Annotated in this window: 13 protein-coding genes and 2 pseudogenes; 4 read left to right on the forward strand and 11 right to left on the reverse strand. The window is 57.4% G+C overall.

The window, feature by feature from the left end; genetic code table 11:
* Nucleotides 1-167: 167 nt before the first annotated feature.
* From O77CONTIG1_RS08575 to O77CONTIG1_RS08595, 5 genes are all read right to left on the reverse strand, one after another.
* Complete coding sequence (locus O77CONTIG1_RS08575) at nt 168-1,238, reverse strand: LOG family protein (RefSeq protein WP_068509775.1); 1,071 nt, start codon at nt 1,236-1,238, stop codon at nt 168-170.
* Nucleotides 1,239-1,395: 157 nt separating this feature from the next.
* Nucleotides 1,396-2,688, reverse strand: coding sequence for a competence/damage-inducible protein A (locus O77CONTIG1_RS08580; RefSeq protein WP_068509777.1), 1,293 nt, complete (start codon nt 2,686-2,688; stop codon nt 1,396-1,398).
* A gap of 18 nt (nt 2,689-2,706) precedes the next feature.
* On the reverse strand, nt 2,707-3,762 hold the full coding sequence (locus tag O77CONTIG1_RS08585) for an MraY family glycosyltransferase (RefSeq protein WP_068509780.1): 1,056 nt from the start codon (nt 3,760-3,762) through the stop codon (nt 2,707-2,709).
* A gap of 580 nt (nt 3,763-4,342) precedes the next feature.
* Nucleotides 4,343-4,654 (reverse strand): DUF6679 family protein, encoded by a 312-nt coding sequence (locus tag O77CONTIG1_RS08590; protein ID WP_068509782.1) that lies wholly within the window; start codon nt 4,652-4,654, stop codon nt 4,343-4,345.
* A 660-nt stretch (nt 4,655-5,314) separates the two neighbouring features.
* Nucleotides 5,315-6,172 carry an SDH family Clp fold serine proteinase gene (locus tag O77CONTIG1_RS08595; RefSeq protein WP_068509784.1) on the reverse strand — a complete coding sequence of 286 codons (858 nt, stop codon included), beginning with the start codon at nt 6,170-6,172 and terminating at the stop codon, nt 5,315-5,317.
* 358 nt (nt 6,173-6,530) lie between these two features.
* Between O77CONTIG1_RS08595 and O77CONTIG1_RS08600 the strand changes: the two genes are divergently transcribed.
* Nucleotides 6,531-8,006, forward strand: coding sequence for a hypothetical protein (locus O77CONTIG1_RS08600; protein WP_068509786.1), 1,476 nt, complete (start codon nt 6,531-6,533; stop codon nt 8,004-8,006).
* 11 nt (nt 8,007-8,017) lie between these two features.
* Here O77CONTIG1_RS08600 and O77CONTIG1_RS25430 read toward each other — a convergent pair whose 3' ends face one another.
* The 3 genes and pseudogenes from O77CONTIG1_RS25430 to O77CONTIG1_RS26050 all read right to left on the reverse strand — a co-directional run.
* Entirely contained in the window at nt 8,018-8,317 is a 300-nt protein-coding gene (locus O77CONTIG1_RS25430; RefSeq protein ID WP_197673353.1) for a hypothetical protein, read from the reverse strand.
* Nucleotides 8,304-8,897: an MFS transporter gene (locus O77CONTIG1_RS26045; protein ID WP_225894723.1), complete on the reverse strand. Its 594-nt coding sequence runs from the start codon at nt 8,895-8,897 to the stop codon at nt 8,304-8,306. The genes O77CONTIG1_RS25430 and O77CONTIG1_RS26045 overlap by 14 nt, the downstream gene beginning before the upstream one ends.
* 64 nt (nt 8,898-8,961) lie before the next feature.
* Nucleotides 8,962-9,561 (reverse strand): annotated as a pseudogene (locus O77CONTIG1_RS26050) (MFS transporter); the annotation flags it as partial.
* A gap of 160 nt (nt 9,562-9,721) precedes the next feature.
* Here O77CONTIG1_RS26050 and O77CONTIG1_RS27830 point away from each other — a divergent pair.
* The gene (locus O77CONTIG1_RS27830; protein WP_317134230.1) at nt 9,722-9,988 is read left to right on the forward strand and encodes a hypothetical protein; all 267 of its coding nucleotides are present in this window, start codon (nt 9,722-9,724) and stop codon (nt 9,986-9,988) included.
* On the opposite strand, the gene O77CONTIG1_RS27835 is transcribed toward O77CONTIG1_RS27830, so the two are convergent.
* The 3 genes from O77CONTIG1_RS27835 to O77CONTIG1_RS08615 form a co-directional block, all read right to left on the reverse strand.
* A complete protein-coding gene (locus O77CONTIG1_RS27835; RefSeq protein WP_317134260.1) occupies nt 9,985-10,578 on the reverse strand; it encodes an Hsp70 family protein in 594 nt (197 codons plus the stop codon). The two genes, O77CONTIG1_RS27830 and O77CONTIG1_RS27835, sit on opposite strands and share 4 nt — an antisense overlap.
* Complete coding sequence (locus O77CONTIG1_RS27840; RefSeq protein WP_317134231.1) at nt 10,527-11,300, reverse strand: Hsp70 family protein; 774 nt, start codon at nt 11,298-11,300, stop codon at nt 10,527-10,529. The genes O77CONTIG1_RS27835 and O77CONTIG1_RS27840 overlap by 52 nt, the downstream gene beginning before the upstream one ends.
* Before the next feature lie 350 nt (nt 11,301-11,650).
* Entirely contained in the window at nt 11,651-13,090 is a 1,440-nt protein-coding gene (locus O77CONTIG1_RS08615) for an FAD-binding domain-containing protein (protein WP_068509788.1), read from the reverse strand.
* 656 nt (nt 13,091-13,746) lie between these two features.
* Here O77CONTIG1_RS08615 and O77CONTIG1_RS08620 point away from each other — a divergent pair.
* Entirely contained in the window at nt 13,747-14,508 is a 762-nt protein-coding gene (locus O77CONTIG1_RS08620) for a MinD/ParA family protein (protein ID WP_068509791.1), read from the forward strand.
* A gap of 119 nt (nt 14,509-14,627) precedes the next feature.
* Nucleotides 14,628-16,115 (forward strand): annotated as a pseudogene (locus tag O77CONTIG1_RS26055) (SulP family inorganic anion transporter).
* Nucleotides 16,116-16,183 lie beyond the last annotated feature (68 nt).

Here is a 16,183-nt window from a genome sequence, read left to right on the forward strand (position 1 = left end):
GCTACGTTTCGCATAATGCGGTGAACTGTTTGGGCATAGTCTCCAGCCGATGGTAAGCGGCACTGGTAAACTACCAGGACTTACGCAGTTGGATGATTTCTCGCAAGCGCAGCCTGTGAGAAATCATCCAAAATCCAGAAAACATATCGCAAGTGCGTAAGTGATGACTACTTCTGCTCTGGGTGGGCTTTTTCGGGCGGCGTTGCACCGAGGCGGTTGATGATGCGGATCATCTGGTATAGCCGCCCCAAGTCGCGCTGGTTGAATTCAAACACCAGCCGGGGCAAGTGGGCAATTTCTACTGCGTCGGCTTCCTGGGGCAGCGCGGTCATTTGGGCGATTTTGCCGCGCACCAGGATATCGCTGAAGTTTGCGTTGAGATAGTCCAGTTCTTCTTCTGAAAGCGCCTGATTCAGCCGCAGCACCAGGTTGGGGCCGACATAGCGACTGGAGTGATAGACCCGATAAAAGCTGGCGATCGCCTCACAGGCGGCATCCACCCGGTCGGTAATGGTATACAGATGTAGGTCGTCGGCGCTGATCAGCCCTGCCTCCAGCAGTTGATCTTTGATGTAGCTTTCCCAGCTTTGCCAATAGTCATCTCCCGGCGTTTCCAGCAGCACCAGCGGCAGCAAGCCCGACTTCCCGGTTTGCATCAGCGTCAAACATTCAAACGCCTCATCCTGCGTGCCAAAGCCGCCAGGAAACAGCGCCAGCGCATCGCTCTCCCGCAAGAAAAACAGCTTGCGGGTGAAGAAGTATTTGAAATTCACCAGCTTGTCGCCACCTTCCAAAATTGGGTTCGACCCCTGCTCAAAGGGAAGCTGGATATTTAGCCCGAAGGATTTGTCTGTGCCTGCGCCCTCGTTGCCGGCCTGCATAATGCCTGGCCCGCCCCCCGTAATCACCATAAAGCCGTAGAGCGTCACACAACGGGCAAAATCCATCGCCATCTGATAGGTCGGGCTGCTGGGCTTAATGCGGGCAGAGCCAAAGATGGAAATTTTTCGGACATGGCGATAGGGGTGAAACAGCTCAAACGCTCGCCCCATATCTTGCAGCGCCGCGCTGAGGATCTTCCAATCGAGGCGGTCGGCATCGGTGCGGGACAGTTGCACAATGGTCGAGAGCGCCTGCTGAATCAAATCTCCATGCTCCATAGAAGGTAGGTCGTGGAGCAGTTGCTCAATTTGGCGCGACAGCGACTCCGAGGCAGCGGACTTGGACAATGAAGACATGCAACTTTCCAAACAGCGCGAATCCCTATTTTACGAGATCTTTGTGACTCGCGGGCGTTGCGGCTATGGCGGGGAAAGGGAAGAGCGAAGCGGGAAGAACGAAGAGCGAAGAGCGAAGAACGAAGAACGAAAAAATAAAAAGAGATGGTTATCTTCTTTATGGCTCTTGTAGCTGCCGTCGCAGCAGATCTAGGGCGCTGCATACGCTCAGCCAGCGAATCCATTCGCGGCCGCGGCTTGCGCCGAAGAGGAAGCGGTGGCTTGTAACCTGGCTTTTGGGCCCGGCGAGGCCGATGTAGACCAGGCCCACGGGCTTTTCGACGCTGCCTCCGTCTGGCCCGGCGATGCCTGTGATGCTGAGACCCCACGTGGTGCCCAGGCGCGATCGCACGCCCTGGGCCATTTGTTCCGCCACCGTCGCGCTGACGGCTCCAGAGTTCGCCAAATCGTCAGGATTGACCCCCAGCAAGGAAACTTTTACTGAGTTGTCGTAGGAAATCACGCCGCCCCAAAAGTAGCGGGAACTGCCGGGAACGGTGGTCAAAAAACTGCCCAGCCCGCCGCCAGTGCAGGATTCTGCGACCGAGAGCGTCTGGCAGGCGATTTGCAGAGACCGCCCCACCACCGAGGCCAGGGTGTCATCGTCCTGACCGTAGTAGTCGGCCCCAGCAATTTGCTGGATTTGCTCAACGACGGGGGCGATCGCCGCCATTGCTGCCGCCTCGGACTCGGCCTTGGCAGATACGCGCAGCCTTACCTCGCCCTTGCCCGCGTAGGGTGCAACGGTGGGATGGGTGAGGTCAAACAGGGGGGCGACTTTCTCCGCCAGGGCAGATTCCGTAATGCCCCAAAAGCGCAGCGTGCGGCTGTAGATGGGCGCTTGCCCAAAGCCGCGACTGCGGAGAAACGGCACCGCCACTTCTCGCCACATCGCCTGCATTTCGCTGGGCACGCCGGGAAAGGTAAGGATGATTAGCCCCGGACGCGCCTCCCAAATCATGCCGGGGGCTGTACCCGTGCGGTTTGCCAGCACTGCCGCTCCTTGGGGAAGCAGGGCCTGCTTGCGATTGTTGTCGGTCATCACGCGGCCGCGGGCGGCGTATTTTTGCGTGATGTCGTCCAAAACCTCTGGCCGTTCCACTAGGGGGGCCTGGAAAAAGTCAGCGATCGCCTCGGTGGTCAAATCATCCGGCGTGGGCCCGAGTCCGCCCGTGAAAATCAGCAAGCGCGATCGCTCACAGGCAATGGCGATCGCCGCTTGGAGCCGCCGCACATTGTCCCCCACCACGGTCTGGTAGTAATGGGGAATGCCCAGCGCCGCCAGTTCTTGAGCCAAAAACTGGGCATTGCTATTGAGAATTTCGCCGAGCAGTAGCTCCGTGCCAACGCAAATGACCTCCGCCCCAAAACTCTGGGCAGGATGCGCCGCACCAGCCGAAAGGTCACTCATGAACCGTCCTTAACCACACTATCCTTGGGAGCGGGCGTGTTTGCGAGCCTGCCATGCTGCGTAGGTGAGCAGCAGCGTGGCCACGATGGCATAGGCTAGCCCGCTGGGGATTCCAGAAAACGCTAGCGCCAGACTGCCCACCCAAAACGTCAGCGCGTAGATCACCAATACCGTCATGCGGTGAGGCAGTCCTGCCTTCAGCAGGCGGTGATGCAGGTGGCGCTTGTCAGCCTTGAAGGGCGACTTGCCGCTGCGGATGCGATCCAGAATCACTGCCGACATATCCAGAATCGGCACAGCCAAAATCACGTAGGGCAGCAGCACCGCCACCGTCGTCACGCTTTTGACCAGCCCAATCACGCCAACGCCAGCCAGCGTAAAGCCAATAAAATACGCACCGCCATCGCCCATAAAAATCTGCGCTGGATTGAAGTTGTAGCGGAGAAACGCGAAACTCGCGCCGCCGAGCGCTGCCACAATCAGCGCTGCCGCAGGCTGGTTCATAAATAAACACACCACCAGCATCACCATCGAAGCAATGCCCGCCACACCGGCCGCCAGCCCATCTAGCCCGTCGATCCAGTTAATCGCGTTGGCCATGCCCACGAGCCAGAGGACGGTAATCGGCAAACTCAGCCAAGGCGCTAACCCCACCAGCCCATCGAAGGGAACAGACAGAAAATCAATTTGCACACCTGCAAACCAGGCTGCCGTGGCAAAAACCGTTTGCAGGACGAGCCGCACGCTGGGCGACAGGCAGAACAGGTCATCGGCTAGCCCAACCAGGAAAAAGGCCAGGCCGCCGATGACCACGCCCCATACTTCGTACTCCTTATCGGGCGGCAGCACCCCAAACCCGCCCATCAGCCAAACCACCACCAGCGCGGCGACGGTTCCCAGAAAAATGGACACGCCGCCCAGTCGCACCATCGGGCGCTTGTGAACCTTGCGGCCACCTGGCATATCGACTCGCCCGCTGCGGATGCCCAGGTTTTTGACGATCGGCGTTGAAACGAGGACAACCGCGACAGCGACGAGAAACGCGATCAGATGATAGTGAATATAAGGCGGCATCTGAAGTTTGGGAGGCGAAGTGCAAAAGGACTTATGGTTAACCTACGCAATGTTTTACCCCAAAACTGGGCATATCAAAAAACTTTCGAGTGAGCGCCGCCAGGACGCATGTGTTAGAGGAGGTGAGGGCGATCGCCCTCATTGAGAAGGTTGAGAGACAGGCTGAGCGACAGACTTGCTAAAACATCATTCAGAATACCGCATCCCACTCAGATTAAGACATTTAAACTTACTTCGCTCTAATTAAACTCTAATTAAGCTGGCATTGCCCAAAACAACATCGCCCCAAGAGCAACTCTCAGGGCGATCGCCATTCGGCATCCTTTCTATCTGTTCTATTGAGTCTGTTCTATTGAGTCTGTCCAAAGGTGCTGGGCTGTAGTCCAGGCAATGGCGACATCGCAAAACTTTATTCAGGTAGGACTTACGCACTTGCAATTAAGTTTTTTGGGCTTTGGACGATTTCTCGTGGGTGCAGCACACGAGAAATCGTCCAACTGCGTAACTCCTATCAGGATTCAGGGTGATTTGGGGAGATTCGAGGGCAATTCGGGGGCGATCGCCCAAAAAAACCAAAGCTTTACTCAGGGTTGGACTCTGGATGATGGTTTCGGATTTGCTCCGCCTCCGGGCAATCTTCCGACACCAGCGGTTCCGAATCGCCTCGCGGCACCGTCGCCAGCTTTTGCATCACCGAGCCAATGCTTTCCAGCCGAATCATTTCTTCCCACGAACACATCTCGTCTTCTTCTTCCGTTTCGTAGCGCAGCGTCACCAGATCGCCTTCGATGTCGAGAATTCGCGCTCGTTCAATCCATCGCTGCTGATCCCGCAAGAAAATCCAGACTTCCCGACCATCACAACAGAGTTGATAGATCTTGCGGTGTAGCATGAATCGCTTCTCCTGAACTGATAACAATCGAACCGTAACCCTGCCGCAACCTCATCTCTAGGTCACAGCCCCTACATCAAGCTAGCAGGTTAGGCTGGTACAGCCCCAATACTCACTCAGGCCCAGACCCCAGCCAGATATTCCTACCATCTGAAAACTTTTAATTACGGGCTGTCTGTTCATCTCGATGCAGTTTTGCAAAAAGAACAGCCGCGAAAATCCTAGAATCTTTGGACGCAAAGGAGGATGGAGAACTTGCCCAGTCCAGAAAATTTTTGAGTTGGGGTAGACCATTAAACTTTACCAATGCCCAAGGCCAGGTCTTGTTAATGCAAATTAAAGCCTGAACGTCTGCACTTGTGAAGAGGGCGAAGTCACTAAGTATCGCTCTTTGCTGTTCTTCCCACTATTTTAGCGATTGTTTGCCAGAGTGAGAGGTCAGTTGGAAAACCGACCTGAAATCCAGCTTAATCCGCTTGGGGACTGAATCCGAGCCAGTTCTCAGGTTCTTTATCGCATCCTTAAAATTCCAGAAATTCCAGAAAGACCCGACCAATCCCTACGCTCAGGACTAACGCGCTTACAGCTAGCGTTCCAACTCCAATCATCCCTTCTGGGCTAAAACTGCGAGAAGTCACCCAACTGTATCGGTCTTAATCCCTACTCCTTAATAGACTCCGGCAGCATAGGGCGGTTTTCGTAGGGCAGCGGAATGTATTGCACAGTGGGGCGGCCCATCGACGGCTGCGGATAAAGATCCATCAGGTTATAAATGATCTTGGGTAGCCCAGCAACGACGTGCAGCCCAAGTTCCTGAGCTTCTTCTACCGAAATCGGGTAGTCGTGCGTCACCTGCCCCGTCGTCAGCGCCTCGATAATGCGGTCAATTCTTTCAGGCTCGATTTTACGCTTGGGCACACAGTCTTCGAGCAGCGCGCGGACAAATTTCTGCACCTGGCGGATGGCTTTGCGGGCGATGTCGGCGGTCACGATGGTCTGGTCGTCAATTTCGCTGATGGGTTTGTCTTCTAGCACTTTCAATACGCTGGCGGCGGGTGTGCTGCCCAACTGCGGATCGACCGGGCCCAGCACTGCGTTTTCGTCCATCACGATTTCATCGGCAGCCATCGCCAGCATCGTGCCGCCGCTCATGGCGTAGTGCGGCACAAACACCGTCACCTTGGCCGGATGGCGCACCAGGGCGCGGGCAATTTGCTCGGTCGCCAGCACCAGTCCCCCTGGGGTATGCAAGATCAGGTCGATGGGCACATTGGGTGGGGTCAGCCGGATCGCCCGCAGCACTTGTTCAGAGTCTTCGATGCTGATGAAGCGAGACACGGGAACGCCTAGAAAACTAATGGATTCCTGGCGGTGGATGAGCAAAATGACCCGACTGCCGCGACTGCGCTCGAACGCCTGGATCGTCATCAGCCGCCGCCGCTCGGTTGAAAACCGCTGAATTAAAGGGGAAATGGAAGAGATTAGAAAAAAGACGATTAGAAGATTAACAAGACTCATGGGAGGAAGCTTGGGGGGCGAAGGAGACAGAAAACTGGGGATTTCGCAGGCTGAACGCCAGAACTTGAAAGTCAGACATCTGGATGTCTCCGAGCAATTTGCCATTTCAGTCTGCCATTTCAGACAGTTTGCCAGATAACCGGATGAATTAATTCTCACAGGCTATTTTGTAACGAGGTGGAACCCGGTGCGTGTCTCATCGGTCATAGCGGGGGTGAAAGAAAAAATAAACCTGCCCAGAATCAGCGCTATGGATGGCAGCACAGATGGCAGACGGGCGATCGCCCCACCCCATCACCAAGCCCCAAAACCCAGCCTCAAAACTCAGCCCCTGGCTCTTTTACAACCACACGACACCATGAATCCTCTCCATCCGATTTACGAAATTCTGGCTAAAGAAATCGTCGCGGTATATGACAATCCTCAGTTTCAGCCGCAGATTGATCTATTTCTAGCGCAGGCAGGCTATACCATTGACCAAATTTTCAACGACCCCACGACGGGCTTTCAGGCATTGGGGTTGAAGTCCACCACGCCCGGGAAGCCACCCGTGCTGGTGTTTCGGCAGACGAACGAACTGTTGGACGATTTGGCCAACCGAGATCCGAACGGCGTTGGATTTGCCCAGTTTCAAGCCAATCAAGCCGATTTGGAAGACTGGCTGCTAGCCACCTTTGCGGCGACGGGCGGGCGGCCCGATATTATCGGCCACAGCTTGGGCGGCGGCATTGCCCAAATCGCGGCCGCTGAGCTAACGGATTTGGTCGGGGAAATCGTCACGTTCAACTCGCCGGGAACCAGCGGGGCGATCGCCGCTCAGTTCCTCGCCGCAGGCGGCGCAGACAAGACCGTCACCCATTACGTGGTCAAAGGCGATTTTGTGTCGCTGGGCGGGCAGGCGTTTATCAACGGCAAAGTCGTCTTGCAGGCCTACACCGACCCTGCGATTAACGCCATCACCCTGCTCGACAAGCATGGCCAAATCCGCCGTCTGCTTAGCACGCCACCCGCAGGTTACACCACGACAGACCTCTCCGTCGCCGAACTCAGCAGCCCCGCGTTTGGCTTCATTGGCGATTCCGATTTCAACGAGTTTCTGGCAGCGCTCAATTTTGTCAATCCGGGGCTGGCGGCTCAACTGGTATCTCGTGCCAGCGTGGAAGCCCTCCGCACCTCGCCCAACTTCTCCTTTTTAGGGCTGGTGCTGGGCGCACGGGCGGCGCTGGCTCCAGAGCAAGATAATTTTTTGGTGGGCGACGATGCCGACAACACGGCCAACGGCGCAGGCGGCAATGACCAGATCTTTGGCAACGGCGGCAACGACCTGCTGCAAGGCGGCGCAGGCAACGACACAATTTTCGGCGGCGCGGGCAACGACACCTTGCTGGGCAACAATGGCAACGACTCGTTGAATGGCGGCAACGGAGCCGATCAGCTGGTTGGCGGCGCAGGCAGGGATACGCTGATTGGCGGCAACGGAGCCGACACGCTGATTGGCGTGACCCCAGACTCGCAGCGGCCCGGGCGGGGCGAGGTGGATGTTCTCAATGGCGGCAATGGCCCGGACTTGTATGTGCTGGGCAACGCCAGGGGCGTGTTTTATGACGACGGCAACCCCAACCAGGCGGGGCTAAACAATTACGCGCTGATTACGGGATTTGGCACGGGCGATCGCCTCCAGCTCAAGGGCAAAGCCGCCGACTATCGCCTACAAAACCTGGGCATCAGCACGCAAATTTTCCTCCGGCAAAGCAGCGGCCCCGACGAACTCATTGCCATTGTGCAGGGGGCACGGCTCAACCTCACGAGCAGCCAGTTCACCTACGTTGCCTGAGGGCCCGAAAATCAAGAACGGCGGCGGCCCCGCTTGGGGAGTTGGGTGGAGAGCAGCAGGCAGACCATGCTGACGGCAATGGCGACGAGTAGCGCAATCTTCATGCCTTCGACGGCGGCCAGGCGGGCCACATCGGGAAGCTGCGCCATCACGGGTTCGGGCAGCACTCTAGCCAGTGCCTCGCGGCGCTCTTGCTTAGAAAAGGTCTGCACCATCCGCTGCAAAGCGGTAATGGCGTTTAGTCGCTGCTCGCTCGAAAGGCTCAGCCCCATGAGTTGCGCGACCTGATCCACCACGTCAATACACGTCAATAGAGGCCGAGGTAATCAAAATCGTGCCCAAAATGCCGCGCCCCAGGGAACTGCCCAACTGCTGGCACGGGTTGTAGATCCCGGTTCCTTCGGGTTTTTCCCGCTTTGAGGTGGTGGCGTAGGTGAGCCTGCCAATATAGACCGAAAACAGTCCCGACCCCACGCCCATGAGCATCAGCGCGGGCAGGATGCTGAGGGTCGTCATGTCGGGGGCGATCGCCCAATACATCGCCAGCAATCCCACAATCAGCAGCGATAGCCCAATATGCACCAGGTATTTGGGGAACAGTTGCTGATCGATTTTCAACCGCTTGAGCAGCAGCACCACGACCACCACCATCGTCAGGGTGTAGGGCAAAACGGCGATCGCCGTCTGAAATGGGTTGAGCGGCAGAATGATCGGCAGCGATTGATATAAGTTGAACTGAATGCCAGACGTGACCAGCGTATGCAGCATCGCCGTCAGCAGACCGTTCACAAACACGACGTTTCGCAGCAGCCCCACGCGCATCAGCGGAATGCCAGCGGGCTGTTGCTGCTGCTGTCGCTGCCAGACGGCAAAAAAGCCAAGGCAAATCACCCCCCACCGAAATCAGCGTCGGCACAATTGACACCGCAAAGGGCGGAATTACCAGCCCCGCAATCGAAAAGACCTGCTTGGGCTTCCACCAGCCATATTCCCCCGCCAGCCCTACGCCCAACAAAATGCTGCCAAAGCCCAAAAAGGACACCAACCCGCCCCACCCCAATCGATCGGCACCTTGCGGGGAACCCGAGGTAGAGGGCAGGGTTCTGCCCATCACCAGCACCAGCACAAAGACAATAAGCGACGGGGTAAACGACCAGCGCCAGCCAAAATGAGACGCGATGAAACCGCCCAGCAAACTCCCCGACAGACCGCCGATTACCGAGGCCAGGATGAAGGAAACGGTGGTCTGCTCCTCCTGTTTGTCGTCGTAGGCAAAGTCCATAATGCTCCAGGGAGCGCTGACCAAGGGGGTCGCCGCCAGCCCCGTCAGCAGCGAAAAGCTGACCACCCAGAACCCAATCGTGGGGCTGAGGGCCATGGCCACAATGCCGAGACCATAGAGCAACAGTCCGCCCAGAAAGATTCGCTCTCGCCCATAGAACCGACACAGGTTTTCGCTCGTCGGCGCAAAGGACGCAGTGACCAGTGAAAACAGCACCAGCGCACTCTGGATATAGCCGATGCTGGTGTTCAACTCCCGCACTAGGAGGGGCATGACGGGCGAAATGACGCTGATGTTGTAGGCAATCAGAAACAGCGTTAGCCAGAGCGCCCAAAACTCTTTTTTGCTAAGGTAGCAGTTACTATCCCTCTGTCAGATGTCGATAGATATTGAAATAGATATCGAAAGTTTTCTAGCTTAACTGCACGACGGCTTGATTTTCGGTGAGGGTGCGGTTGGTGAGCAGGTCATCGACGGTGATGCGAAGGAAGCGATCGCCATCCACCCAGAACTGCACCTTGATGCGATCGCTCCCTGGAGAGCCAGGTGGGTCGAGGCGGGCAATGGTGCGGGCGCGGTCGGGTGTCGTTCAGCGGCTTCACCTGGGCCGTGCCCCCCCGTGACGCGGGGTGACAAGGCGATCGCCCTCAAAGAAGACTTCCGTCGTGGTGGTGTCTGCGCCCAGTTCGCCAATGATTAGCTCGATGCTGGGCTGGTTGTCCCATCGACGCGCCGAGGGGTTAGCTCGACGGGCTTTTTCCATTGGGGTAGGGGCTGTCCTTCGCGGATAATGGGATGCCAGCCGTGGCGACGGTTGCGCCGATCCCAATAGCGCACGCCGTAGCTGTGGTAAAGGTAATCCTTCACCTCCACGCCCTGGGCAATTTGCAGCGCACCGTGGGCGATCGCCTCGAAGGGCTTCTCCGAGCGGATTTTGTCGGCGGGGAAATATTGCTGCACCCAGGCCTGCACGGCGGGAATCTGGGCCGTGCCGCCCACCAGCAGCACCGCGTCGATGTCGCCGCTTTCCAGTCCCTCGCGCCGCGCCTGCTGAAGCACCTGACTCATCGCGTCGTCCAGTCGGTCAAAAAAGCCGTTTGCTTGCAAGATCTCCTGGAGGCGATCGCGGCTCAGGTGTAGCTCCCACGCTCTCCAGCGTTTCGTCGTTGAAATAGGCCCTCCGTCGCCTCTGGTTGTTTCCGAAAGCTGAATCTTTAGCCGTTCTGCCAGCCGCAGCGTCAGCGAAGAACGGGCAGCCCCTGCTCGGTCGCAAAGTGATCCGCCAGCCAGTTGTCAATATCTGCACCCGCCCAGGTTTTGCCCTGCTTGGCCAACACGCGAGCCGTTTTGGACTTTTGCCCCGATTCTGCCAGCGTCTTTTGTCCCCACTTCAGCAGCACGCCCAGAGGTTTCGCACCACTCGGCGACTTCTCCAGCCGCACCAGCGACAGATCCAGCGTGCCGCCGCCAAAATCTACCACCAGCAGCGTGCTGCCACCCGCCAGCCCATAGCCCAGTGCCGCCGCCGTCGGCTCGTCTAGCATCCGCACCTGCTGCACGTTCAGCGACTCACACGCCCGCGCCAGCCACAGCCGATAGGCCTCAAAGCTATCCACAGGCACGGTGAAGACCAGCGTCTCTAGGTCAGGGTCAGTGTGCTGAAGCTGCCCAATCACCTGCGCCAAAAACCACTCGCCCACTTGCTCAAAGCTGACGCTGCGCCCGTCCAGATCCGGCAAAAAGCCCTGAATCTCTGCCCCTACGCCCCGCTTGAAGTTGCGAAAAAAGCGCGGGTCGCGAGACAGATCCAAGCCGCGATCGCGCACCGTTTGTCCTGCGAGCGTCTTGCCCGCCGCCGCATCTTCGACATACAGCAGGCTGGGCACCAGCGGCGGATTGCCCCCTAATTGCAGAGAAAGGCGGTCTAGAACAACGGTTTCGGGTTGCTGCGTGGCGGCATTCCAGCGGGCGATGACGGTGTTGCTGGTGCCAAAGTCGATGGCGTAGGGCATTGAGCGAGGGTCAGGAGTTGGGTGTTTGGGATAATCACTCCAAAATTGAGACTACCAATTAAAGAGAGCTGGTGCTAGGGCTTATGTTGTCTAGTGCAAGCCGTCCTTCAAAACGTCTGCAAAGCCTGCAATTTTTTCTAGCGCGGGGCGATCGCACTCATGGATCGGGTTGACTGACAAAACGAGCCGGCAACATAGCAGTACGCGTGTATTTTGAACCCGATTCGATAGGTGCGCCGCTCGTGCTGTTTGCGAGATGCCATAGCAGGTTCGGAAGATCCGTTTGCTGCCCTTGCTGTGGCTTCTAGGAGGCGATCGCGCTGTGTAGCATGAGGTATTTGAACCGTCCTTTATACTTTCTTGTTTCCTTTCGCATTAGCGTACCGCTGCTTAAACAGGGCTTGTCGCTTTTTGTGATCAACAATCGGTGCAGGATAGTTGCAAGAACGGCGATCGCCCGCATCAATATTCCCGGTCACCAGTTGTGCAGTTTCCAGCCCGCGCAATTCCGGCAGCCATTCGCGGATGTATTCCGCCTCCGGGTCAAACTTTTGCGCCTGACTGGCGGGGTTGAAGATCCGCAGCGGCTTCGGGTCCATGCCGCTGGAGGCGCTCCACTGCCAGCCGCCGTTGTTCGCTGCCAGGTCGCCATCAATTAGCCGCTGCATGAAATACTTTTCGCCCCAGCGCCAGTCGATGATCAAATCTTTCGTCAAAAAGCTGGCGACGATCATGCGGCAGCGGTTGTGCATCCAGCCCGTTTCGTTGAGCTGGCGCATGGCTGCATCCACAATCGGATAGCCCGTGCGCCCCTCACACCACGCCTGGAAGTGTTGCTCGTTGTTTTCCCAGGGAAAGGCTTTGAACGGTTCGCGGTAGGGGCCGTCGGCCAGTTCGGGGAAGTGATACAGAACGTGTTGATAGAACTCGCGCCAGGCCAGCTCTTGCCGCCAGACGCGGATACCCTCTTGGGCTTCGTCGCTGCGGGTCTGTTCCTGGGCGGTTTGCGTAGCGGCCCAGACCGTGCGGATGCCGATCGCCCCAAACTTGAGCGCTGCGCTCAGTTTTGAAGTGCCGTCTACAAAGGGGAAATTGCGCTGCTCCTGATAGTCGGTCATGGCGCGATCGCAGAATTCTGTGAGCCGCGCTTGGGCCGCTGCTTCGCCCGGTTCTAGAACAAAGCCTCCATCCCACACCAGACCCAAATCCTTGAGCTTGGGCAGGGCGATCGCCCCCGCTTTGGTTGCCGCATCTTTTTCAGAATCCGTCAGCCCTTCGACATTTTTCAAATCTGCTACAGGTTTGGCTTTGGACTTGCTGCTCCAGTTTTTCCAGAAGGGCGTGTAGACCGTGTAGGGCGTGCCGGAGCCGCTGAGGATTGATTTGGGATCGTGCAGCAGTTGATCCCAAAACGCCTGATATTCTACGCCTGCTTCCTTGAGGGCGGCGGCAACTTGGCGATCGCGCTCTCGTCCGTAGGGTTCCACATCGCGGTTCCAGTAAACTGCCTGGGCCTTCAAGGCTTGGGCCAGGCGAGGCAGCGCCTTTGTCGGGTCGTCGTGCAAAACCAGCAGTTGGCTGCCTGCCTTGGCATATCGCGTTTGCAAGTCTTGCAGGCATCCCAGCAGATACGCCACGCGCACCGGAGCCACATCGTCGCGCTGCAAAATGCCTGGATCGAGGCAAAACACGCCGACGACCTTAGCCGAGCGCGATCGCCCTTCCGCCAGCCCTACATTGTCCGCAATTCGCAAATCGCGGCGATGCCAAAACAAGATTAATTCGCTCATAGCCTGCCTGCTGGACGCTACTCATCACCTTACTGCATCCCGTCTAGAGAAATCTTAGGGCGCGTCATCAATTAAGCTCAGAAACCTTAAGGGGTCAGCAATATCGCGCCCGCCCAAACAAACCAGGCTAGGGGCTGAACCTCCCAGGAAACCTGATGTTGAGCAGACAATTGATGACAGCCCCTAGTTTTCAAAAAATTTGCTCAGCCAGGGAGGTTGGGCTTTGGGTTTTGGGTTTTGGGTTTTGGGTTTTGGAATCGGCACAAGCGGTTCCAGCAAACTGGGACTGCCGCTCGTCTTACTGATTCCGAAACTGCCATGCGGCCTCTAGCGCCTACACCCAGCGCTTTTGCACCTGCTTGGGGGTGCAGCGGAGCGCCTGGGCGATCCATCGAAAGAGGCGATCGCCCCTTGCCGCGCACTCCATAGCGCCGGGTTGTTGGAGCTAATCTGAAGATTTTCAACAGAGCAAACTCTGCACAATCATGATTAGGATATGGTTTGAGAGAGGCGATCGCCTTCTTCAGAGAAAAATTAGAGAAAAATCATCTAAGCAGGATATCACAGCAGCGTCGATTAGCAGTATCCATCAGCGGCATCCCCCCCATCGCACTCCTTTACAATCGCACCCCTTCATATCAGACGAGCAGAGCTAAATGGCACGGATTGTTTCTATTCACTCTTTTCGAGGCGGCACGGGCAAATCGAACACCGCAGCCAACCTGTCGGCCCTGCTGTCCAAACACGGGCAGCGCGTCGGCGTGATTGACACCGATATCCAGTCGCCGGGGATTCACGTCTTGTTTGGGCTGGAACCCAGCCGCATGAAAAACACCCTCAACGACTATCTCTGGGGCGATTGCACCATTGCCGAAAGCGCCTACGATGTCACGGTTCCAGACTTCAAAACCGGAGAAGGATCAGTCTATCTGGTGCCGTCCAAAAGCTCCGCCGAAGACATCGCCCGCGTGCTGCGCGAAGGTTATGACGTGCGCTTGCTGAGGAGCGGGCTGCAAGACCTGGTGAAAGCCTACAACCTGGACTACGTGCTGATCGACACGCACCCCGGCTTGAACGAAGAGACGCTGCTGGCGCTGGCCATGTCAAACCTGCTGCTGCTGGTGCTGCGGCCCGACCAGCAAGATTTTCAGGGAACGGCAGTGGTGCTGGATTTGGCGAGAAAGCTGCGCGTCCCCAAGATTTTGATGCTGATCAATCGAGTGCTGACCAGTGTTGATGTCGAAGACCTGAAAAAACAGGTCGAGTCGATTTATAGCAACGAAATCGGCGCGGTTTTACCCAACTGCGAGGAGATGATGCAACTGGGCAGCAGCGACCTGTTTACGGTTCGCTATCCCAACCATCCCCTCTCGCAAGAAATGGATCGCCTGGTGCGCCAAATGCTGTCTTTTGAGTAGGAGGCTCGGTGGATAGTCGTCTTCTGCTTCGAGATGAGTTGCAGCCTAAGAACCTGTCGGCCAGCCTGGTGGCGGGGCTGGTGGGCGGGCTGGTGTCGGTGTTGACGGGCATCGTGCCGATGGCGGCGCTGGTGTTTTCGGACGAGCTAGAGCCGTTTTTGGCGGCGGGGATCGCCATTTGCTTGTTTAGCTCGGTGGTGGTGGGGGCGGTGATGGCGCTGCGGAGCAGTTGCCCTGAACTGCTGGCTTATCCAGTAGCCGAGGAACTGGCGACGCTCTCGGTGACGACTGCGGGCGTGATGGCGGCGCTGCCTGCTGACCTCGCGCCGGAGGCGAAGTTTATCTCGGTGGTGGCGGCGATCGCCCTCTCTTCCCTGCTGACGGGCGTTTGCCTGCTGGTCATGGGGCAGTGTCGCTTGGGAGAACTGATCCGCTTTTTGCCATATCCGGTGGTGGGCGGGTTTCTGGCGGGGCTGGGGGTGCTGCTGTCGCAGGGATCGCTGCGAATCATGACCAACCAGGGGCTATCGCTGGCGACGCTGCCATCGTTTCTCTCGCCGGAGTTGCTGCTGCGCTGGGTGCCGGGCCTGCTGTTTGCGATCGCCCTCTTCTGGCTGACTCGCCGCTTTAGCCATCCGCTGCTGATCCCCGGCTGTTTTGCGGTGGCGATGGCGCTGTTTTATGGCGGGCTGGCGGCTACGGGCACATCAATCCAAACGGCGCTCGATCAAGGTTGGATGCTGGGGCCCTTTCCTGGCGGTGGCGGCTGGCGACCCTTTATCCCGCTCCAGTGGGCCTAGGCAAACTGGCCGGTGGTTCTGTCCCAACTGCCCAGCATGGCGACGCTGGTGCTGATTACGGCGCTGTCGCTGCTGCTGGTATCTACGGGGATTGAACTTGCCACCGAGCAAGACCTGGACTTGAACCGCGAACTCAAGTCTGTGGGCATTGCCAGCCTGCTGTCGGGGCTGGGCGGTGGCATGGTGGGCAGCCACGCCGTGACGACGCTGCTGGTCAGCAATATGGGCGTTCGTAGCCGGGCGGTGGGCATTTTTGCGTCGCTATTGTATCTGGCGGTGTTGCTGTTTGGGCTGTCGATGCTGTCTTATTTCCCGCGTTTTATGATCGGCGGGGCGCTGCTGTTTATTGGGCTTCAGCTTTTGTATCAGTGGGTGGTGGCTTCGTGGGCCAGGCTGCCCCGGCTGGATTATGGGCTGATCTGGCTGATTTTGATCATTGTGGCGCTGAAGGATTTCTTGACGGGCGTGGGCGTGGGGCTGCTGATTGCGTCGCTGCTGTTCATCCTCAGCTACAGCCGCCAGCGCGTGGTGAAGTATGTGCGGTCGGGCGCGGCCTATCAGAGCCATGCGGCGCGATCGCTCCAGCAGCAGCAGTTTTTGCGCCAAGAAGGGCAGCAGATTCAAATTTTTTCGCTCCAGGGCTATCTGTTTTTGGGCACGGCAACCGCCCTGCTAAATGGACTGGGTGATGCACCTGCTCAGCGAACAAGTCATCCACGCCAAAGCAGAAATTCAAGAGCTGTTGCAATAGCGCCGCTCTCGCGTCAACTTTTCCCAAAAGCTTGCAAAATGCCTGGAGATTTGTGAAGACAAGCGGTATGGTTTAGGGACATGCTCCACAGTTTTCTTCGGACTTGAAATTCGGACTTGAAATT

This window comes from Leptolyngbya sp. O-77 (assembly GCF_001548395.1).
Lineage (GTDB): Bacteria > Cyanobacteriota > Cyanobacteriia > Elainellales > Elainellaceae > Thermoleptolyngbya.